The sequence below is a fragment of the Streptomyces sp. NPDC026092 genome, from assembly GCF_040638605.1.
Lineage (GTDB): Bacteria > Actinomycetota > Actinomycetes > Streptomycetales > Streptomycetaceae > Streptomyces.
Window position 1 is genome coordinate 69,786 of record NZ_JBEZYN010000029.1, and the last position, 17,037, is coordinate 86,822.

A 17,037-nucleotide genomic window follows, 5' to 3' on the forward strand; every position below is an offset into this window, starting at 1 on the left:
CGCCGTCCGTACGGAGGACGAGGACGCTCAGTGCAGCAGATCCTCGTCGCCGTCCGCCGCCTCGACCTCTTCCCGGGTGATCCCGAGGAGGTACAGGACGGTGTCGAGGAACGGCACGTTGACCGCCGTGTGGGCGGCCTGCCGTACGACCGGCTTGGCGTTGAACGCCACCCCGAGCCCGGCCGTGTTCAGCATGTCCAGGTCGTTCGCGCCGTCCCCGATCGCCACGGTCTGGGAGAGCGGCACGCCCGCCTCCGCCGCGAACCGGCGCAGCAGCCGCGCCTTGCCCGCCCGGTCCACGATGTCGCCGGTGACCCGGCCGGTCAGCTTCCCGTCCACGACCTCAAGGGTGTTGGCCGAGGCGAAGTCGAGGCCGAGACGCTCCTTGAGGTCGTCCGTGACCTGGGTGAAGCCGCCCGACACCACACCGACCTGGTAGCCGAGCCGCTTGAGCGTACGGATCAGGGTGCGGGCACCGGGTGTCATCCGTACCTCGGCCCGGACCTTGTCCACCACCGAGGCGTCGAGCCCGGCCAGGAGAGCCACCCGCGCGTGCAGCGACTGCTCGAAGTCCAGCTCGCCGCGCATCGCCGCCGCCGTGACCTCGGCGACCTGGTCCTCGCACCCCGCGTGCGCCGCGAAGAGCTCGATCACCTCGTCCTGGATGAGCGTGGAGTCCACGTCCATGACGACAAGCCGCTGGGCGCGGCGGTGCAGCCCGGCCGAGACGACGGCCACGTCCACGCCGATCTCGTGCGCCTGGGTGGCCAGGGCGGTCCGCAGCGGCCCGGTCTCGCAGCCCGAGACGGCGAACTCGACGGCCGTCACCGGGTACTTCGCCAGCCGGAAGATACGGTCGATGTTGCCGCCGCTCTCGGCGATACGCGCCGTTATGGCGGCAGTCTGCTCGGCGGTCAGCGGGTGCCCGAGCACGGTGACGTGCGAGCGGCCGACGCCGCGCGGACGGTTGTCACCGGTGCCGGAGATGATCTCGGCCTGGAGCTTCAGCGACTCCGCCCAGCTGTGCACGGTCGCCCGGAGCTCCCCCTGGGAGGCGACGGTCGGCTCGGTGACAAGCGCGCACAGGACGAGTCGGCCGCGGGAGACGACCTGCTCGATGTCCACGACGTCGACGGAGTAGGCGGCGAGGGTGTCGAAGAGTCCGGCGGTGATCCCGGGACGGTCCTTCCCGAAGATCTTGACGAGAAGAGTGGGAACGTCTGAGGTCTGCGATGCGCTCATGGTGCTTCCACCGTATCGGGCACCGGGTGCCACCGGTCCACCCGTCCCGCGTGGCGGACAGGAGGCGCGCGGCACCGTCGGGAGTCGAGGCGCCGCACCGGCGGGCTACGCGACGCCGGTACCCCTCTGCGGGGTCTTCACACCGCCCGACTTTCGGAGTACGGGTCCGGCCTGAAATAGTTCCCCCCGATGTTCGCCATCCCTAAACCCCCGTCGACGGGGGTACATCGGGGGACAAATAGTGGGGCATGGAGTGCCAGAACTCGTACTGGAATTGAACGGAAGGACCTGGACCCTCGATCCGTCCAGGTCGTACACCCTGGGACGTGATCCGCAGGGCGACCTGGTGATCGACGACGCCAGGGTCTCGTGGCGACACGCCACCATCAGCTGGGGCGGCCGGAGTTGGGTCATCGAGGACCACGGCTCGACCAACGGCACCTTTGTGCAGGGGCAGCGGATCCACCAGATGGAGATCGGCCCCGGCTCCGCGGTGCACCTCGGCAACGCGACGGACGGCCCGCGGCTGAATCTCGCCGCTGCGGCCGCGCCGCAGCAGGCGCCGGCCCATCAGCAGCCCGCGCAGCAGCCGGCCCACGCCGCCCCGAACGCCCAGCAGGCAGGCCCCGCGCAGGCCGACTGGGCCACGCACCAGGCCCCGCCGCCGCAGCACCAGCAGCACCAGCAGCCGCAGCAGGGCTGGCAGCAGCAGCCGCCGCAGGTCCCGCACCAGCAGGGTGGCCCCGTCGAGCAGCTCGCGCAGAAGGCTCCCGCCCAGGGTGGCGGCGCCGCGGGGGCGCCACCGGTCTACGGCGACCGCAGCCCGACGACGTTCCACCAACTCGCCCTCGGCCACGTCATGCGCATCGGTCGTGCGCTCGAGAACGAACTGGTCGTCTCCGACCTCCAGGTCTCGCGCCACCACGCCGAGTTCCACGCGACGCCCGACGGCCGGTTCGAGATCCGCGACCTCGGCTCGCACAACGGCACGTACGTCAACGGTCAGCCGATCGCCAAGGGCGGCTCCGTCCTCATCGGCCCCAACGACATCGTCGGCGTCGGCCACTCGACCTTCCGTATGGTCGGCGGCCAGCTCGAGGAGTTCGTCGACACCGGTGAGGTCTCCTTCTCGGCCCGCCACCTCACCGTCACGGTCGACGGCGGCAAGCAGATTCTCAAGGACGTCACCTTCGGCGTCCCGGAGAAGTCGCTCATCGGCGTCATCGGCCCCTCCGGCTCCGGCAAGTCGACCCTGCTCAAGGCGCTCACCGGCTACCGCCCGGCCAACGAGGGCGATGTCCTCTACGACAACCGGAGCCTCTACAAGCAGTTCGCCGAGCTGCGCCAGCGCATCGGTCTGGTCCCGCAGGACGACATCCTGCACAAGGAGCTGACCGTCCAGAAGGCGCTGCGCTACGCGGCCAAGCTCCGCTTCCCCGGCGACACCGCCGAGGCCGAGCGCGAGGCCCGCATCGACGAGGTACTGCGCGAGCTGAAGCTCGACATCCACAAGGAGAAGAAGGTCACCTCCCTCTCCGGTGGCCAGCGCAAGCGTGTCTCCGTGGCCCTGGAGCTCCTCACCAAGCCGTCGCTGATCTTCCTGGACGAGCCGACCTCCGGCCTCGACCCGGGCATGGACCGCGACGTCATGCAGCTGCTCCGCGGCCTCGCCGACGACGGCCGTACGGTCCTCGTCGTCACGCACTCGGTGGCCGAGCTCGGCCTCTGCGACAAGCTGCTCGTGATGGCGCCCGGCGGTTCGGTGGCGTACTTCGGCCCGCCGGAGGAGGCGCTGAACTTCTTCGGCTACTCCACCTGGGCCGACGTCTTCTCCGCCTTCGAGAACTACCGCGACTACGACTGGGCGGGCCGCTGGAAGGGCTCGCAGCACTACCAGATGTACGCCGCGGACATCGACGCCGTCGCCGCCCAGCCCGTCCAGGTGCCGCAGCAGGCCATGGCCAGGCCGCCCAAGCCACAGGGCTGGGGCTCGCAGCTGTGGACGCTGATCCGCCGCTACTCCTCGGTGATCGCCTCCGACAAGGGCTTCCTGGGCCTGATGGTGATCCTGCCGGCCGTCCTCGGCGCGGTCTCGGTCGTCATCCCCGCCGACTTCGGCCTCGGCAAGCCCACCCCGCCCTCCCGCTTCAACGGAGACGCGGGCACGATCATGCTGATCCTCGCGGTCGGCATGTGCTTCAGCGGCGCCGCCAACTCCGTACGAGAGCTGATCAAGGAACGGGTCATCTACGAACGCGAGCGGGCCACCGGCCTGTCCCGTTCCGCGTACCTGATGTCCAAGGTCATCGTCCTCGGCCTGATCACCGCCTTCCAGGGCGTGATCATCTGCGGCATCGGCTTCGCCACCCGCGAGCTGCCCGAAGAGGGCCTGGTCATGCCGCCGGCCGTCGAGCTCTGCGTCACGATCATCGCGCTCGGCTTCACCTCGATGATGTTCGGCCTGGTCATCTCCTCGCTGGTGAAGACCGCCGAGAAGACCATGCCGCTGCTCGTGATGTTCGCGATCGTCCAGGTCGTCTTCACCGGCATCCTCTTCCAGGTGTACGGATCGCCCGGCCTGGAGCAGTTCGCCTGGCTGATGCCCTCGCGCTGGGCCATCGCCGCGGCGGGCTCGACCCTGGACCTCGCGCACCTGATGCCGCCGTGGGACCACAAGGACCCGACCAACCTGGACCCGCTGTGGGACCACACGGCCGGCCAGTGGGGCTTCAACCTCACGGTCCTGGTGCTCATCGGCGTCGTCTGCGCCTTCGCGGTGGCGCGCCTGCTGCGCCGCCACGAGCCCGAGGTCATGCGCAAGTGACCGCGTGACTCCACGTACGCCGAAGGGCGGCACCCCGCACGGGGTGCCGCCCTTCGGCGTGCAGTCCTGAAGTCCTGGACGGATCAGTACGCGCTGTTGACGTTGTCGATCGAGCCGTAACGGTCGGCCGCGTAGTTGGCGGCGGCGACGAGGTTGGCGACCGGGTCGTACTGGTCGAACTTGGTGCCCGGGATGTGGTAGGCCTTGAAGGTCGGGTAGATGACCTGCAGCAGGCCCTTCGACGGGACGCCGTTGATGGCGTTGATGTCCCAGTTGTTGATGGCCCGCGGGTTACCGCTGGACTCACGCATGATGTTCTTGTGCAGGCCGTTGTACGTGCCCGGAATGTTGTGCTTGTCCATGATGAACAGGGCCTCGCGGATCCAGCCGTCGAGGTTGTTCGCGAAGACGGGCTTGCGGGCGGCGGCACGGCTCGCGGCCGCCTTCGCCTCGGCGGCGCGCTTCTTCGCGTCGGCCTTCGCCTTGGCGGCGGCCTTCGCCTTCGCGTCGGCCTTGGCCTTCGCGTCCGCCTTCGCCTTGGCCGCGGCGGCGACCTTGGCCTTCGCCTCGGCGTCGGCCTTGGCCTTCAGGCTCAGGGCGTTCTGCTGCTCGGTGAGGCTGGTGTGCAGCGCCTTGGCCTGCGGGCTGTTCGCGTTGTAGGCGAGAGCGACCTGCTGGGTGTTGTTGAGCGCCTGGGGCTCGGTCTCGGCGGCGGCGTTGCCGGGGACCAGGGTGACACCAAGGGCGACCGCGCCAAGGGCGGCAACACCGGCAAGGGAAGCCTTGTGCGTCTTCTTCAGGCGATAGTGGCCGGGAGTGTTCGCAGACATGGAGGACTACCTCTTCGAATCGCAGGGGGTCGCTCAGGCCGGGGCGGCGCTGCGCCTGCTCGGCGGCGACGAACGCAATTCTTAGCGGCAGCAAAATCCTGTGGCAAAGGTGTGACGTACGATCCCGGGTAGTGGATCAGGGACCCGTGCACCGGCCGGACAAACCCGACCGGAACCCGCCCGAAACCGGCCCGTACAGTCCCCATCCGCCCGTTTCGGTACCACTCGCGGTACCACTAGGGGTCTTCGTAAGTGACCTGGGTCCTATGCGCGGGCTCACATCGGGCGTGTAACGAACTGACCAGACGTTGCTTGAGCAATGCGCTCAGTGAGTGCCCTCCTCCGGGAGGAGGAGATGGACGTCCCCGAACTCGTGCCAGAGGTAGAGCGCGCGTACGGCCTCGGTATAGGCGCGGTCCAGGGCGGGCCGTCCGGCGATCGCCTCCAGCATCAGCAGATGCGAGGCCCGGGGCTCGTGCAGCCCGGTCAGCAGCCCGTCCACCGCGCGCACCCCGCGCGCAGGCGTCACCACGAGGTCCGTCCACCCGGCAGCGGCCCGCACCACGCCCCGGTCGTCCGCCGCCGACTCCAGCGCCCGCACGGCCGTGGTCCCGACCGCGATCGCGCGGCCCCCGCCCGCCCGGGCCGCGTTCACCAGGCGTGCCGTGGCCGCCGGCACCGCGAACCGCTCCGGGTACGGAGGCTCGTGCGCCTCCGCCGACGCCACCCCCGTGTGAAGGGTGAGCGGGGCGAACTGGATCCCCCGGCTCACCAGCTCCGTCACCAGCCGGGCCGTGAAGGGCCGCCCGGCGCTCGGCATCTCCGCCGAGCCCGCGCCGTCGGGGGAGGGCAGCGCGAAGACCGTCTGGTACGCGGACAGCGGCTGGTCCCGCTCCGTGTACCCGTACCGGATCGGCCGCCCGCACCGCGCCAGCAGGGCCGGTACCGGCCTGTCCACCCGCGCCCACCACAGCCGGGCGGCCCCGGGGGCCAGCGGCTCGTCCAGGACGAGACCGGCGCCTCCCGGCAGCCGTACGACCACCCCCGCCGGACCGCCCGCCCGCGGCCGGGTACTGCCCCGCCCGTCCGGCGCCCTCAGCTCGACCGCCCAGCGGCCGTCGTCCCCGCGCGTGGAGAAGTGCACGACGACCGGCTCCCCGCCGCCCTCCGCCCCGAGCCGCCCGGTCACCGCCGCCGGCAGCGTCGCGCTCGTGTTCACGACCAGCACGTCCCCGGCCCGCAGCCGCCCCGGCAGCTCACGGAAGGCGTGGTGCGCCACCTCCGTGCCCCGCGACACCATGAGCCGTACGTCGTCCCGCCCCCGCCCGGGGCCGCGCTGCTCGGCCGGCACCCGCGCCGACAGCTCCGCGGGCACCCCGAGGCTCTCCAGAACGCTCACCGACCGCCCTCCGTCCGGAGAGCCCCGAGAGCCCCGGGGGCCCCGACGGTCCCCACGGCCGCGAGATCCGCCGCCGCGTACCGCCCGCTGGCGGGCCTGCGGTCGAGCAGCGCGAGGAACCCCGGCACCACCGACTCCGGAGCCGGCCGGGGGTCCTCGTCGCCGGGGACGGCCGCCGCGTACAGATCCGTCGCCATGTCACCCGGATCCACCGCCCACACCCGCAGCCCCGGCTCCTCCACGGCCAGCACGGCCGCCAGCTGGTCGAGCGCCGCCTTGGACGCCCCGTACCCGCCCCATGTCTCGTACGCCTCGGCCGCCGCGTCCGAACTCACCGTCACGACCGTCCCCGCCCCGCTCTCCCGCAGCAGCGGCAGCGCCTCCTGTACGAGACCCAGCGCGGCCACCACATTGGTCTCCAGGGCCGCCCGCAGCCCGTCCGGCGACAGCGCCTCCAGGCGCACCAGCGGCTCGGCCCCCAGCGCGCTCGCGTTGCTCACCAGCAGATCGAGCCCGCCCAGCTCCCGGGCGGCCGCCACCAGCTCCCGGCGGTGCGCGGCGTCGGTCACGTCCCCGGGCAGCGCCACCACCCGTGCCCCACGCGCGCGTGCCGCCTCCGCGCTCTCCCGGAGCACCTGCTCCGTCCGCGCGTCGAGCACCAGGTCCCAGCCCCGCCCGGCCAGCGCCCCGGCGAGCGCCCGCCCGAGCCCCTTCGACGCCCCCGTGATGATCGCGACAGTCATGACAGCCGTCCCCTCTGGTCCTTCTCCGACCGATGGCTCCACCCTCCGACCGCCGACCGGCCCGCCGCCTCGTCCGCGGGCCCCGACCGCACAAGGCACTTCGGCCTAGTCCCGTGGTCCTAGGCGAGCGCCGTCCCCGGACGGATACGGACTGTCACAACCCACCGGTACGGTTGATCCATGAGTCACCGACCGAGCTCCGGCCTCGCCGCCGTGAGCACCGCGCTCCTGGAGATGAGCCGCCAGCTGGAGGTGCGCGACGTCCTCAAGACGATCGTGGCCTCCGCCCGCGAGCTGCTCGACGCGGAGTACGCGGCGCTGGGCGTGCCGGACGACCACGGCGGCTTCGCCCAGTTCGTCGTGGACGGCGTCAGCGACGAGCAGTGGCGGGCGATCGGCCCGCTGCCCCGCCAGCACGGCATCCTCGCGGCGATGCTCCACAAGGCCGAGCCCGAGCGCCTCGCCGACGTCCGCCAGGACCCCCGCTTCGAGGGCTGGCCGTCCGCCCACCCTGACATGTCCGACTTCCTCGGCCTGCCCATCCAGGACGGCGACGAGACCATCGGCGCGCTCTTCCTCGCCAACAAGCGCTGCCCGAAGCCGGAGGGCGGCTGCGGCTTCACGGAGGAGGACGAGGAACTGCTCTCGATCCTCGCCCAGCACGCTGCCATCGCCCTGACCAACGCCCGGCTCTACGAGCGCAGCCGGGAGCTCACCATCGCCGAGGAGCGCTCGCGGCTCGCCCACGAGCTGCACGACGCGGTCAGCCAGAAGCTCTTCTCGCTCCGGCTCACCGCCCAGGCCGCCGCCGCCCTCGTCGACCGCGACCCGGCCCGCGCCAAGGGCGAGCTCCAGCAGGTCGCCGTGCTTGCCGCCGAGGCCGCGGACGAGCTGCGCGCCGCCGTCGTCGAGCTGCGCCCCGCCGCCCTGGACGAGGACGGCCTCGTCCACACCCTCCGTACGCAGATCCAGGTCCTGGACCGGGCCCACACCGCCCGCGTCACGTTCGAGAGCTCCGGGGTGCGCGCCCTGCCCGCCGCCCAGGAGGAGGCCATGCTCCGGGTCGCCCAGGAAGCCCTGCACAACGCCCTGCGGCACGGGGAACCGGAGCGGGTCTGCGTCTCCCTGGTCCGGCACGGCCAGGGCGCGCTGCTCACCGTCGCCGACGACGGCAAGGGCTTCGACCCCCGTACGGTCCGCCGGGCGGGCCGGCACCTCGGCCTGGTCTCCATGCGGGACCGGGCGGGCGGCGTCGGCGGCGCGCTCACCGTGACATCCGAGCCGGGCCGAGGCACCACGATCGAGATGGAGGTTCCCGGTGGCTGAGAAGAAGAGGGGCAGCGCGGAGCGCTTCGTTGAAGGGGTGGTGGTGGGAGACGGGAGGGCCATCCGCGTCCTGCTCGTCGACGACCACCAGGTGGTCCGGCGCGGCCTGCGGACCTTTCTGGAGGTCCAGGACGGCATAGAGGTCGTGGGGGAGGCCTCCGACGGCGCCGAGGGCGTCGCACGGGCGGAGGAGCTGCGGCCCGACGTGATCCTGATGGACGTCAAGATGCCGGGCATGGACGGCATCGAGGCGCTCCGGAAGCTCCGCGAGCTGGCGAACCCGGCGAAGGTCCTCATCGTCACCAGCTTCACCGAGCAGCGCACGGTCGTCCCCGCGCTGCGCGCCGGCGCCTCGGGGTACGTCTACAAGGACGTGGACCCGGAGGCCCTGGCCGGTGCGATCCGCTCCGTCCACGCGGGCCACGTGCTGCTCCAGCCGGAGGTCGCGACGGCGCTGCTCTCCCAGGAGGACGGGCACGGCGGCACGGGACGCGGGACGACGCTCACGGAACGGGAGCAGGAGGTGCTCGGGCTGATCGCCGACGGCCGGTCGAACCGCGAGATCGCCCGGGCGCTCGTTCTCTCGGAGAAGACGGTCAAGACGCACGTCTCGAACATCCTGATGAAGCTCGACCTGGCGGACCGTACGCAGGCGGCGCTGTGGGCGGTGCGGCACGGCCTGAGCCGGTGAGACGGGTGTGACGGAAGGGGCAAGCCCGTTCCCATCGTCATACCGTCGGGTGTATGTCCCCCGTTCGGCGCAACCCGACGGGCGTGGGGGCGTTCTCCATGGCGTGCTGCGGCGGCCGGCCGCAGCGAAGACCAGGAGGATCCTGAAGTGAACAACCTGAAGAAGGCCGCTGCCCTCACCCTCGTCGCGGGTGGCATCGTCGCCGCCGGTGCGGGTGTCGCCTCCGCCCACGGCGCGCAGGCGGACGGCAAGGCCCTCAACTCGCCGGGCGTCGGCTCCGGCAACCTCGTGCAGGTCCCGGTCCACGTCCCCGTGAACGCCACCGGCAACACGGTCAACGTGATCGGCCTGCTCAACCCGGCCTTCGGCAACGGCTCCGTCAACCACTGACGACGCCCCACCGCCCAGCCCGGCCCCGGACGATCCCCCGGCGGCCGGGCTGCTCCATGCCCGGACCGGCTCAAGCCCCCGGCAGGCTCACCGCCGAAGGCTCGCGCCGCAGACGCACCGCCCGTCCCGCACAGCCGTGGCCCCAGGCTCACCGCTCCCGTTCCCGCTCCTCCACGTACGCGTTGTACGCCGCCACCTGCGCCCGCCGGGCCACCCGCTCCACCGGCCGCAGCGCAGCCCCCCGCGCCGCCATCTCCGAGGCGCTCACCGCGCCGCCGTGGCCGTGGTCGTACGCCAGGTCGATCAGCAGGCCGATCCGCTGGGCCAGCTCCAACACCCGTACCGCACGTGCCGGATAGCCCGGGGCGAGGACCTCGCGGCCCGCCTCCGCCCGCGCCCGGTACGCGTCGCGTGCCGCCTCCGCCATCGGGCCCGAGGCCGCCACGTCCAGCTTGGTCAGGACCGCCGTCGCCTCGCGCAGCGCCTCCGCCAGCTCCCGCTCCGCCTCACCGAGCGACGGCACGTCCGCCGGCGGCGCCTCCCGTACGGTCAGGCACCGCCAGACCACCTCCACGTGCACGTCACCCGCGGGACCCGCCTCCGTGACCTCCGGCACCAGGCCGTACGGCGCGCCGAAACCGACCACCGCCTCCTCCGCCTCCAGCGCTCGGGCATTGAAGTCCGGCGGCCCGCTCAGCCCCAGCGGATGCCCCGGCGCCGGCAGCGCCACCCGCCACCCGCTGACCCCGAGCCGCCGCAGCCGCCCGAGCGCCAGCGTCAGACCGACCGGCCCCGCCTCACCCGGAAGCCCCTCCACGCGGTGCACCGCGTCGTCCCCGACAATGGCCAGCGCCGCGTCGTCCGGCGACACCGATCCGGCCAACAGGGCATTGCCCCAAGCGGCCAACCGTCCTGAGCGTGGTTCCGAAAGCATGGCCCAAGCCTAGGGGCGCCCCGGGGCCTGCCCGGGCCGTAGCGGGGAAGTATCCGGACCTCCTGGGGAAGTATCCGGACCTAACGACCGGCCCGCTCCGGCAGTGGCGTAGGTTTTCCCTGGACGCCACGCGCACCGGTGCTGGGCGACGACACGACTCGACCGCAAGGGGAGACAACGCGCTCATGAGCGATGTACTGGAGCTGGTGGACGTATCCGTGGTCCGCGACGGACGGGCTCTGGTGGACGATGTCTCCTGGTCGGTCAAGGAGGGCGAGAGGTGGGTCATCCTCGGCCCCAACGGCGCCGGCAAGACCACCCTCCTCAACATCGCCTCCAGCTACCTCTTCCCCACCACCGGCTCGGCCAAGATCCTCGACGAGCAGCTCGGCAAGGTCGACGTCTTCGACCTCCGCCCCCGCATCGGCATGGCCGGCATCGCCATGGCGGAGAAGCTCCCCAAGCGCCAGACCGTCCTCCAGACCGTCCTCACCGCCGCGTACGGCATGACCGCCACCTGGCACGAGGACTACGACGCCGTCGACGAGCAGCGCGCCCGCGCCTTCCTCGACCGCCTCGGCATGACCGAGTACCTGGACCGCAAGTTCGGGACCCTCTCCGAGGGCGAGCGCAAGCGCACCCTGATCGCCCGCGCGATGATGACCGACCCCGAGCTCCTCCTCCTCGACGAGCCCGCCGCCGGTCTCGACCTCGGCGGCCGCGAGGACCTCGTCCGCCGCCTCGGCCGGCTCGCCCGGGACCCGTACGCCCCCTCCATGATCATGGTCACCCACCACGTCGAGGAGATCGCGCCCGGCTTCACCCACGTCCTGATGATCCGTCAGGGCAAGGTGCTCGCCGCCGGCCCCATGGAGACCGAGCTCACCTCCCGCAACCTCTCCCTCTGCTTCGGCCTCCCGCTCGTCGTCGAGCGCAACGGCGAGCGCTACACCGCCCAGGGCCTGCCGCTGAAGTGACGGCGGGGCGCCGAGACCGCACTGGGGGCACCTCCCAGGCGAAGCTCTGGGGGATCCGCGCCCTGTCCGACTCCACGCCACCGCCCTACCATGACCACGTGGACATCGACGCATGGGTCTGGTGGCTGATCGGCGCCGTGGGACTGGGCATTCCGCTCGTCCTCACCGCGATGCCCGAGTTCGGCATGTTCTCCGTCGGAGCGATCGCCGGAGCCGTGACCGCGGCTCTCGGCTTCGGCATCGTCGCGCAGGTGATCGTCTTCGTCGTCGTCTCCGTCGCCCTGCTCGCCGTGGTCCGCCCGATCGCGGCTCGGCACCGCAACGGGCCACCCCGGCACGCCACCGGCATCGACGCACTGAAAGGCCGTCAGGCCGTCGTCCTGGAACGGGTCGACGGCGCCGGTGGCCGCATCAAGCTCGCCGGCGAGGTCTGGTCGGCGCGCGCGCTCGACGCCGGCCAGAGCTTCGAACCGGGAGACCAGGTCGACGTGGTCGAGATCGACGGAGCGACCGCCGTGGTCATGTGACATGTGACCATCGGACCTCTTGCCCGAACGGCCCCCACCACGGCCCGTGTTCTGGGAAACTCGATCATCGGATCAACCCGGCACATCCGGCACACCCGCCAGCGAACCGGCAGCGAAGGGCACAGGGAACACGATGTCAGCAATCATCATCGTCCTGATCATTCTGGTGGTGCTTGTCTTCATCGCACTGATCAAGACGATCCAGGTCATCCCGCAGGCGAGCGCCGCGATCGTCGAGCGGTTCGGCCGCTACACCCGCACGCTCAACGCGGGCCTGAACATCGTCGTCCCGTTCATCGACTCGATCCGCAACCGGATCGACCTCCGTGAACAGGTCGTCCCCTTCCCGCCCCAGCCGGTGATCACCCAGGACAACCTGGTCGTCAACATCGACACCGTCATCTACTACCAGGTGACCGACGCCCGCGCCGCGACCTACGAGGTCGCCAGCTACATCCAGGCCATCGAGCAGCTCACCGTCACCACCCTCCGCAACATCATCGGCGGCATGGACCTGGAGCGGACCCTCACCTCCCGCGAGGAGATCAACGCGGCCCTGCGCGGCGTCCTCGACGAGGCCACCGGCAAGTGGGGCATCCGCGTCAACCGCGTCGAGCTCAAGGCCATCGAGCCGCCGACCTCCATCCAGGACTCGATGGAGAAGCAGATGCGCGCCGACCGCGACAAGCGCGCCGCGATCCTCACCGCCGAGGGCATCCGCCAGTCGCAGATCCTCACCGCCGAGGGCGAGAAGCAGTCCGCGATCCTCCGCGCCGAGGGCGAGGCCAAGGCCGCAGCCCTACGCGCCGAGGGCGAGGCCCAGGCCGTCCGTACGGTCTTCGAGGCCATCCACGCCGGCGACCCGGACCAGAAGCTCCTCTCGTACCAGTACCTCCAGATGCTCCCGAAGATCGCCGAGGGCGACGCCAACAAGCTCTGGATCGTGCCCAGCGAGATCGGCGACGCGCTCAAGGGCCTCTCCGGCGCCTTCGGCAACCTCGGCAGCGGAGCGCCGGGCTTCAACACGGGTACGGAGCGCCGGGAACAGCCCCCGGTTGACTGACACGTACACGTAATCGTGCATGATCGGTGCGAGCCCCTCGACCCCGACGGAGGTCAGGGCGGGGAGGCGAGCCACTGATCCTGTAAGGAGATGGCGTTGTCCATCTGGGAAGTCCTGGCAGTCTTCGCGGCCGGCGTCGGCGCCGGCACCATCAACACGATCGTCGGATCGGGAACGCTCATCACGTTCCCGGTCCTCCTCCTCACCGGACTCCCTCCGGTCACCGCCACGGTCTCCAACGCCCTCGGCCTCATCCCCGGCTCCATCAGCGGAGCCATCGGCTACCGCGAGGAACTCAAGGGCCAGCGCCGCCGCATCCTGCGCCTCGGCACCGTCGCCGCGATCGGCGGACTCGGCGGAGCGATCCTCCTGCTGATGCTCCCGCCCCGCGCGTTCGAGACCATCGTCCCCGTCCTCGTCGCCCTCGCCCTGGTCCTCGTCATCCTCCAGCCGAGGCTCTCCAAGGCCGTCCAGGCCCGCCGCGCACGCGAAGGCAAGGAGGGCGACCCCGACGGCGGCCCGCTCCTCATGACCGGACTGCTCCTCGCCAGCGTCTACGGCGGCTACTTCACCGCCGCCCAGGGGATCATCTACCTCGCCCTCATGGGCATGCTCCTCACGGACACCCTCCAGCGCCTCAACGCCGTCAAGAACGTCCTCGCCGCGATCGTCAACAGCATCGCCGCGCTCTTCTTCCTCTTCGTCGCCGAATTCGACTGGACCGCCGTCGTCCTCATCGCCGTCGGCTCCGCCATAGGCGGCCAGATCGGCGCCAAGGTCGGCCGCCGCCTCCCGCCGACGGTCCTGCGCGGCTTCATCGTCGCCATCGGCACGGTCGCCATCGTGCAACTCCTGCTCCGCTGAACCACAAAGGCCCGTTCCCCGACAAGAGGAACGGGCCTACGGACGTACAGCCTACGGACGTACAGACCTACGCACACACGGACTTACGCCGCCGAACTGGCCAGCCACCCCGGCAGCTCGGACCGCTCACCCGCCCGCATCGCCAGCAGCATCGCGTCCGCCGGCGTCGGCACGAACGGCTCGTGCAGCAGCGGCATCCCCGCCTGCTCCGGCGTCCGGTCCGCCTTGCGGTGGTTGTCCTCGGCGCAGGACGCCACCGTGTTCAGCCAACTGTCGCCACCACCCTGCGCCCGCGGCACCACGTGGTCCACCGTCGTCGCCCGCCGCCCGCAGTACGCGCACCGGTGCTGGTCCCTGACCAGCACACCCCGCCTCGACCACGGAGCCTGTCTTCGGAACGGCACCCGGACGTAGCGGCAGAGCCTGATGACCCGAGGCACGGGAATGTCGACGGCGGCACCACGCATACGCAGCTCCGGGTGCTCCTGCTCGACGACGGCCTTGTCCTGGAGGACAAGCACCACCGCACGGTTGAGTGTGACCGTCGACAGCGGCTCGAAGCTCGCGTTCAGTACCAGCGTGTCCCGCATTGTGCCCACCTCCCGTGTGCCGGCCCAGCCCCGTCGCGGGGCTCCAGGCTTGGATCAACTGTGGCCGGGCGCGCCGGGTTGGACAACGCAATTACCGTGCAACGAAAGATGCCCGCTTCTGATCTCTCCAAGACCAGAAGCGGGCAAACAACAAACGAACGCTCAGCTGAGCTACGCGGGGATCTCGTACTCGCCGATCAGCTGGGCGCGCGCCAGCGCGTGGAACCGCAGATGGAAACCGACCACCGCGGGCGAGGCGTCGGAGTCCGGGCCGAGCTTCTCCCGGTCCACGGCGTACACGGTGAAGACGTACCGGTGCGGACCGTCGCCGGCCGGGGGAGCGGCACCGCCGAAGTCCCGGGACCCGTAGTCGTTACGGACGTGCACGGCACCGGCCGGCAGCCCCTCGAACGACCCCGATCCCGCGCCCGCCGGCAGCTCGGTCACCGACACGGGGATGTCGAACAGCACCCAGTGCCAGAAACCGCTGCCCGTCGGCGCGTCCGGGTCGAAGCAGGTGACGGCGAAGCTCTTCGCCTCCGCCGGGAACCCCTCCCAGCGCAGCTGCGGCGAGGTGTTCCCCTCGGCGTACACCTGCGCGTCCTTCAGCACACCGCCCGGCACGATGTCGTCGCTCACCACGGTGAACGCCGGCACCGGCGGATGGAAGTCGTGAGGGAGCGGCGCCCTCTTCCCCTCGGCCACGTCTGTACCTCCGTATCGCCCGACCTGCTGTACGGGGCCGAGCCTAGAGCCAGTTGCGCTTGCCACCGACGTCGGCGAGCCACTGGTTGAGGTAGGCCGCCCAGTCGGTCGTGTGGAAGTCGTTCAGCCCGACCTTGAAGGAACGGAACGAGTCGCTGCCCTCGCTGAAGAGCCCCGGCTTCTTGTCCATCTCCAGAACGACGTCCATCTCACGGTCGTCCGCGACGAAGCTGATCTCGACCTGGTTCAGGCCGCGGTACTGCTGCGGGGGGAAGAACTCGATCTCCTGGTAGAACGGCAGCTTCTGCCGGGTCCCCCGGATGTGCCCGCGCTCCATGTCCGCGTTCTTGAAGCGGAAGCCCAGCTGGATGAAGGCGTCCAGGATCGCCTGCTGCGCCGGCAGCGGGTGCACGTTGATCGGGTCCAGGTCACCGGAGTCCACCGCGCGGGCGATCTCCAGCTCGGTGGTCACACCGATGTTCATCCCGCGCAGCTGCTGCCCCCCGATGGCCGTGACCGGCGTCTCCCAGGGAATCTCCAGACCGAACGGCACCACGTGCACCGCGCCGGCCTGAACAGTGAACGCACCGCCGAGGCGGACCTTGACGAACTCGATGTCCTGCTTGATCTCCTGGTCGTTGCCCTCGACCTCGACCCGCGCCTGCAGGCCGACGGACAGCCCCTCGATCTGCTGATCGACCGAACCGCCCTGGATCCGCACCTCGCCCTGGACGACCCCACCAGGAACGACGTTCTCCTCGGTGAGCACCGTCTCCACGGACGCGCCGCCGGCACCCAGGCTCGCGAGCAGCTTCTTGAATCCCATGAACACTCCCTCTTGGACCTGCTTGGCCTTGACCTCTACATACGCGCGACGACCGTAGCCGGTTCCCCGTACGCTCGGACGCCATGAGCGAGAGCCACGACCGTACGCCGCTCCCGCGGGCCTTCTTCGACCGCCCCGTCCTCGAGGTCGCCCCCGATCTCCTGGGCCGCACGCTCGTCCGTACGTCGAAGACAGGCCGTATCGAACTCCGCCTCACGGAGGTCGAGGCGTACGCCGGCGCGATCGACCCCGGCTCGCACGCCTTCCGCGGCCGCACCGCCCGCAACGCGGTCATGTTCGGCCCGCCCGGACACGCGTACGTCTACTTCACCTACGGCATGTGGCACTGCCTCAACCTGGTGTGCGGCCCCGAGGGCCAGGCGAGCGGAGTCCTCCTGCGCGCGGGCCGGATCCTGACCGGCGCGGACGAGGCCCGCACCCGACGACTCTCGGCCCGGTACGACACGGAACTCGCCAAAGGCCCCGCCCGCCTCGCGACGGCACTCGACGTGGCGCTCTCCTTGAACGGCACGGACACCTGCGCCGGCCCGGACTCCCCTCTCTCGGTCCTCACCGGCACCCCACCCCCACCTGACCAGGTCCGCAACGGCCCGCGCACAGGAGTAGGAGGGGACGGCGCCCCGCACCCCTGGCGCTTCTGGATCGACGAGGACCCGACGGTGAGCCCGTACCGCGCCCACGCGCCACGCAAGAGGTCCTCTTGACCCGACTTGACTCGGGTGCTTCGGACGCCTAACGTAGGCGAGCCGCTTGAAACGGGACGTGCTTGTTCAAGCACCCCGAAGCGGCCATCCACTACCTACGACGAACCCCAACGGGTGCGGTTTTCGGCATGCCGAAATCTGTTCCGAATGGCTCGATTATGAGTCGCCGGGGAATTCGGCTAAAGTAGTGACCACGCCGAAAGGCAAAGGCAGCCAACAGGCCACCGGAAAGAAAATCCGAACCGGAAACGGAACGGAAAACGATCTGGTAAGGTTGGAAACACGAAAGACCGAAGGGAAAAGCCCGGAGGAAAGCCCGAGAGGGTGAGTACAAAGGAAGCGTCCGTTCCTTGAGAACTCAACAGCGTGCCAAAAATCAAC

17 protein-coding genes are annotated in these 17,037 nt (G+C 70.7%); 9 read left to right on the plus strand and 8 right to left on the minus strand.

Annotated elements, in window-relative coordinates:
• Positions 1-27 precede the first annotated feature (27 nt).
• A complete protein-coding gene (gene serB, locus AB0F56_RS32885) occupies positions 28-1,242 on the minus strand; it encodes a phosphoserine phosphatase SerB (RefSeq protein ID WP_362016461.1) in 1,215 nt (404 codons plus the stop codon).
• A gap of 241 nt (positions 1,243-1,483) precedes the next feature.
• On the opposite strand from serB, the gene AB0F56_RS32890 reads away from it, so the two are divergent.
• Positions 1,484-4,066, plus strand: coding sequence for an FHA domain-containing protein (locus AB0F56_RS32890; RefSeq protein ID WP_362016463.1), 2,583 nt, complete (start codon positions 1,484-1,486; stop codon positions 4,064-4,066).
• Between the two features lie 83 nt (positions 4,067-4,149).
• Here AB0F56_RS32890 and AB0F56_RS32895 read toward each other — a convergent pair whose 3' ends face one another.
• The 3 genes from AB0F56_RS32895 to AB0F56_RS32905 form a co-directional block, all read right to left on the minus strand.
• Positions 4,150-4,896 (minus strand): transglycosylase SLT domain-containing protein, encoded by a 747-nt coding sequence (locus AB0F56_RS32895; RefSeq protein WP_362016465.1) that lies wholly within the window; start codon positions 4,894-4,896, stop codon positions 4,150-4,152.
• A 325-nt stretch (positions 4,897-5,221) separates the two neighbouring features.
• Positions 5,222-6,295 (minus strand): S-adenosylmethionine:tRNA ribosyltransferase-isomerase, encoded by a 1,074-nt coding sequence (locus tag AB0F56_RS32900; protein WP_362016467.1) that lies wholly within the window; start codon positions 6,293-6,295, stop codon positions 5,222-5,224.
• A complete protein-coding gene (locus tag AB0F56_RS32905; RefSeq protein ID WP_362016469.1) occupies positions 6,292-7,038 on the minus strand; it encodes an SDR family NAD(P)-dependent oxidoreductase in 747 nt (248 codons plus the stop codon). Before AB0F56_RS32905 ends, AB0F56_RS32900 begins: the two co-directional genes overlap by 4 nt.
• A gap of 180 nt (positions 7,039-7,218) precedes the next feature.
• Here AB0F56_RS32905 and AB0F56_RS32910 point away from each other — a divergent pair, with 180 nt between their 5' ends.
• From AB0F56_RS32910 to AB0F56_RS32920, 3 genes are all read left to right on the plus strand, one after another.
• Complete coding sequence (locus AB0F56_RS32910) at positions 7,219-8,364, plus strand: GAF domain-containing sensor histidine kinase (protein WP_362016471.1); 1,146 nt, start codon at positions 7,219-7,221, stop codon at positions 8,362-8,364.
• Positions 8,365-8,407: 43 nt separating this feature from the next.
• Positions 8,408-9,055 carry a response regulator transcription factor gene (locus tag AB0F56_RS32915; protein WP_362016495.1) on the plus strand — a complete coding sequence of 216 codons (648 nt, stop codon included), beginning with the start codon at positions 8,408-8,410 and terminating at the stop codon, positions 9,053-9,055.
• Positions 9,056-9,202: 147 nt separating this feature from the next.
• The gene (locus tag AB0F56_RS32920; protein WP_362016473.1) at positions 9,203-9,445 is read left to right on the plus strand and encodes a chaplin; all 243 of its coding nucleotides are present in this window, start codon (positions 9,203-9,205) and stop codon (positions 9,443-9,445) included.
• 148 nt (positions 9,446-9,593) lie between these two features.
• On the opposite strand, the gene AB0F56_RS32925 is transcribed toward AB0F56_RS32920, so the two are convergent.
• Positions 9,594-10,379 (minus strand): hypothetical protein, encoded by a 786-nt coding sequence (locus AB0F56_RS32925; RefSeq protein WP_362016475.1) that lies wholly within the window; start codon positions 10,377-10,379, stop codon positions 9,594-9,596.
• Positions 10,380-10,564: 185 nt separating this feature from the next.
• Between AB0F56_RS32925 and AB0F56_RS32930 the strand changes: the two genes are divergently transcribed.
• The 4 genes from AB0F56_RS32930 to AB0F56_RS32945 all read left to right on the plus strand — a co-directional run bounded on the left by AB0F56_RS32930 (position 10,565) and on the right by AB0F56_RS32945 (position 13,810).
• Positions 10,565-11,356 carry an ABC transporter ATP-binding protein gene (locus AB0F56_RS32930; protein WP_362016477.1) on the plus strand — a complete coding sequence of 264 codons (792 nt, stop codon included), beginning with the start codon at positions 10,565-10,567 and terminating at the stop codon, positions 11,354-11,356.
• A 98-nt stretch (positions 11,357-11,454) separates the two neighbouring features.
• Positions 11,455-11,883 carry an NfeD family protein gene (locus AB0F56_RS32935; protein WP_362016479.1) on the plus strand — a complete coding sequence of 143 codons (429 nt, stop codon included), beginning with the start codon at positions 11,455-11,457 and terminating at the stop codon, positions 11,881-11,883.
• A gap of 133 nt (positions 11,884-12,016) precedes the next feature.
• Positions 12,017-12,946: an SPFH domain-containing protein gene (locus AB0F56_RS32940; RefSeq protein WP_362016481.1), complete on the plus strand. Its 930-nt coding sequence runs from the start codon at positions 12,017-12,019 to the stop codon at positions 12,944-12,946.
• A gap of 90 nt (positions 12,947-13,036) precedes the next feature.
• The gene (locus tag AB0F56_RS32945) at positions 13,037-13,810 is read left to right on the plus strand and encodes a sulfite exporter TauE/SafE family protein (RefSeq protein ID WP_362016483.1); all 774 of its coding nucleotides are present in this window, start codon (positions 13,037-13,039) and stop codon (positions 13,808-13,810) included.
• Positions 13,811-13,893: 83 nt separating this feature from the next.
• Here the strand turns inward: AB0F56_RS32945 and AB0F56_RS32950 are convergent, their stop codons facing one another.
• The 3 genes from AB0F56_RS32950 to AB0F56_RS32960 all read right to left on the minus strand — a co-directional run bounded on the left by AB0F56_RS32950 (position 13,894) and on the right by AB0F56_RS32960 (position 15,931).
• Positions 13,894-14,400 (minus strand): HNH endonuclease, encoded by a 507-nt coding sequence (locus AB0F56_RS32950; protein WP_362016485.1) that lies wholly within the window; start codon positions 14,398-14,400, stop codon positions 13,894-13,896.
• A 171-nt stretch (positions 14,401-14,571) separates the two neighbouring features.
• Entirely contained in the window at positions 14,572-15,105 is a 534-nt protein-coding gene (locus tag AB0F56_RS32955; protein ID WP_362016487.1) for a YbhB/YbcL family Raf kinase inhibitor-like protein, read from the minus strand.
• A 43-nt stretch (positions 15,106-15,148) separates the two neighbouring features.
• Positions 15,149-15,931 (minus strand): sporulation protein, encoded by a 783-nt coding sequence (locus AB0F56_RS32960; RefSeq protein WP_362016489.1) that lies wholly within the window; start codon positions 15,929-15,931, stop codon positions 15,149-15,151.
• An 83-nt stretch (positions 15,932-16,014) separates the two neighbouring features.
• Between AB0F56_RS32960 and AB0F56_RS32965 the strand changes: the two genes are divergently transcribed.
• Positions 16,015-16,656 (plus strand): DNA-3-methyladenine glycosylase, encoded by a 642-nt coding sequence (locus AB0F56_RS32965; protein WP_362016491.1) that lies wholly within the window; start codon positions 16,015-16,017, stop codon positions 16,654-16,656.
• Positions 16,657-17,037: the final 381 nt, after the last annotated feature.

Bases quoted from the DNA above. Each gene is read 5' to 3' on its own strand.
- AB0F56_RS32965 (WP_362016491.1), top strand. From the start codon at position 16,015: ATGAGCGAGAGCCACGACCGTACGCCGCTCCCGCGGGCCTTCTTCGAC.
- AB0F56_RS32960 (WP_362016489.1), bottom strand. From the start codon at position 15,931: ATGGGATTCAAGAAGCTGCTCGCGAGCCTGGGTGCCGGCGGCGCGTCC.
- AB0F56_RS32925 (WP_362016475.1), bottom strand. From the start codon at position 10,379: ATGCTTTCGGAACCACGCTCAGGACGGTTGGCCGCTTGGGGCAATGCC.
- AB0F56_RS32940 (WP_362016481.1), top strand. From the start codon at position 12,017: ATGTCAGCAATCATCATCGTCCTGATCATTCTGGTGGTGCTTGTCTTC.
- AB0F56_RS32905 (WP_362016469.1), bottom strand. From the start codon at position 7,038: ATGACTGTCGCGATCATCACGGGGGCGTCGAAGGGGCTCGGGCGGGCG.
- serB (WP_362016461.1), bottom strand. From the start codon at position 1,242: ATGAGCGCATCGCAGACCTCAGACGTTCCCACTCTTCTCGTCAAGATC.
- AB0F56_RS32945 (WP_362016483.1), top strand. From the start codon at position 13,037: ATGGCGTTGTCCATCTGGGAAGTCCTGGCAGTCTTCGCGGCCGGCGTC.
- AB0F56_RS32910 (WP_362016471.1), top strand. From the start codon at position 7,219: ATGAGTCACCGACCGAGCTCCGGCCTCGCCGCCGTGAGCACCGCGCTC.
- AB0F56_RS32930 (WP_362016477.1), top strand. From the start codon at position 10,565: ATGAGCGATGTACTGGAGCTGGTGGACGTATCCGTGGTCCGCGACGGA.
- AB0F56_RS32950 (WP_362016485.1), bottom strand. From the start codon at position 14,400: ATGCGGGACACGCTGGTACTGAACGCGAGCTTCGAGCCGCTGTCGACG.
- AB0F56_RS32895 (WP_362016465.1), bottom strand. From the start codon at position 4,896: ATGTCTGCGAACACTCCCGGCCACTATCGCCTGAAGAAGACGCACAAG.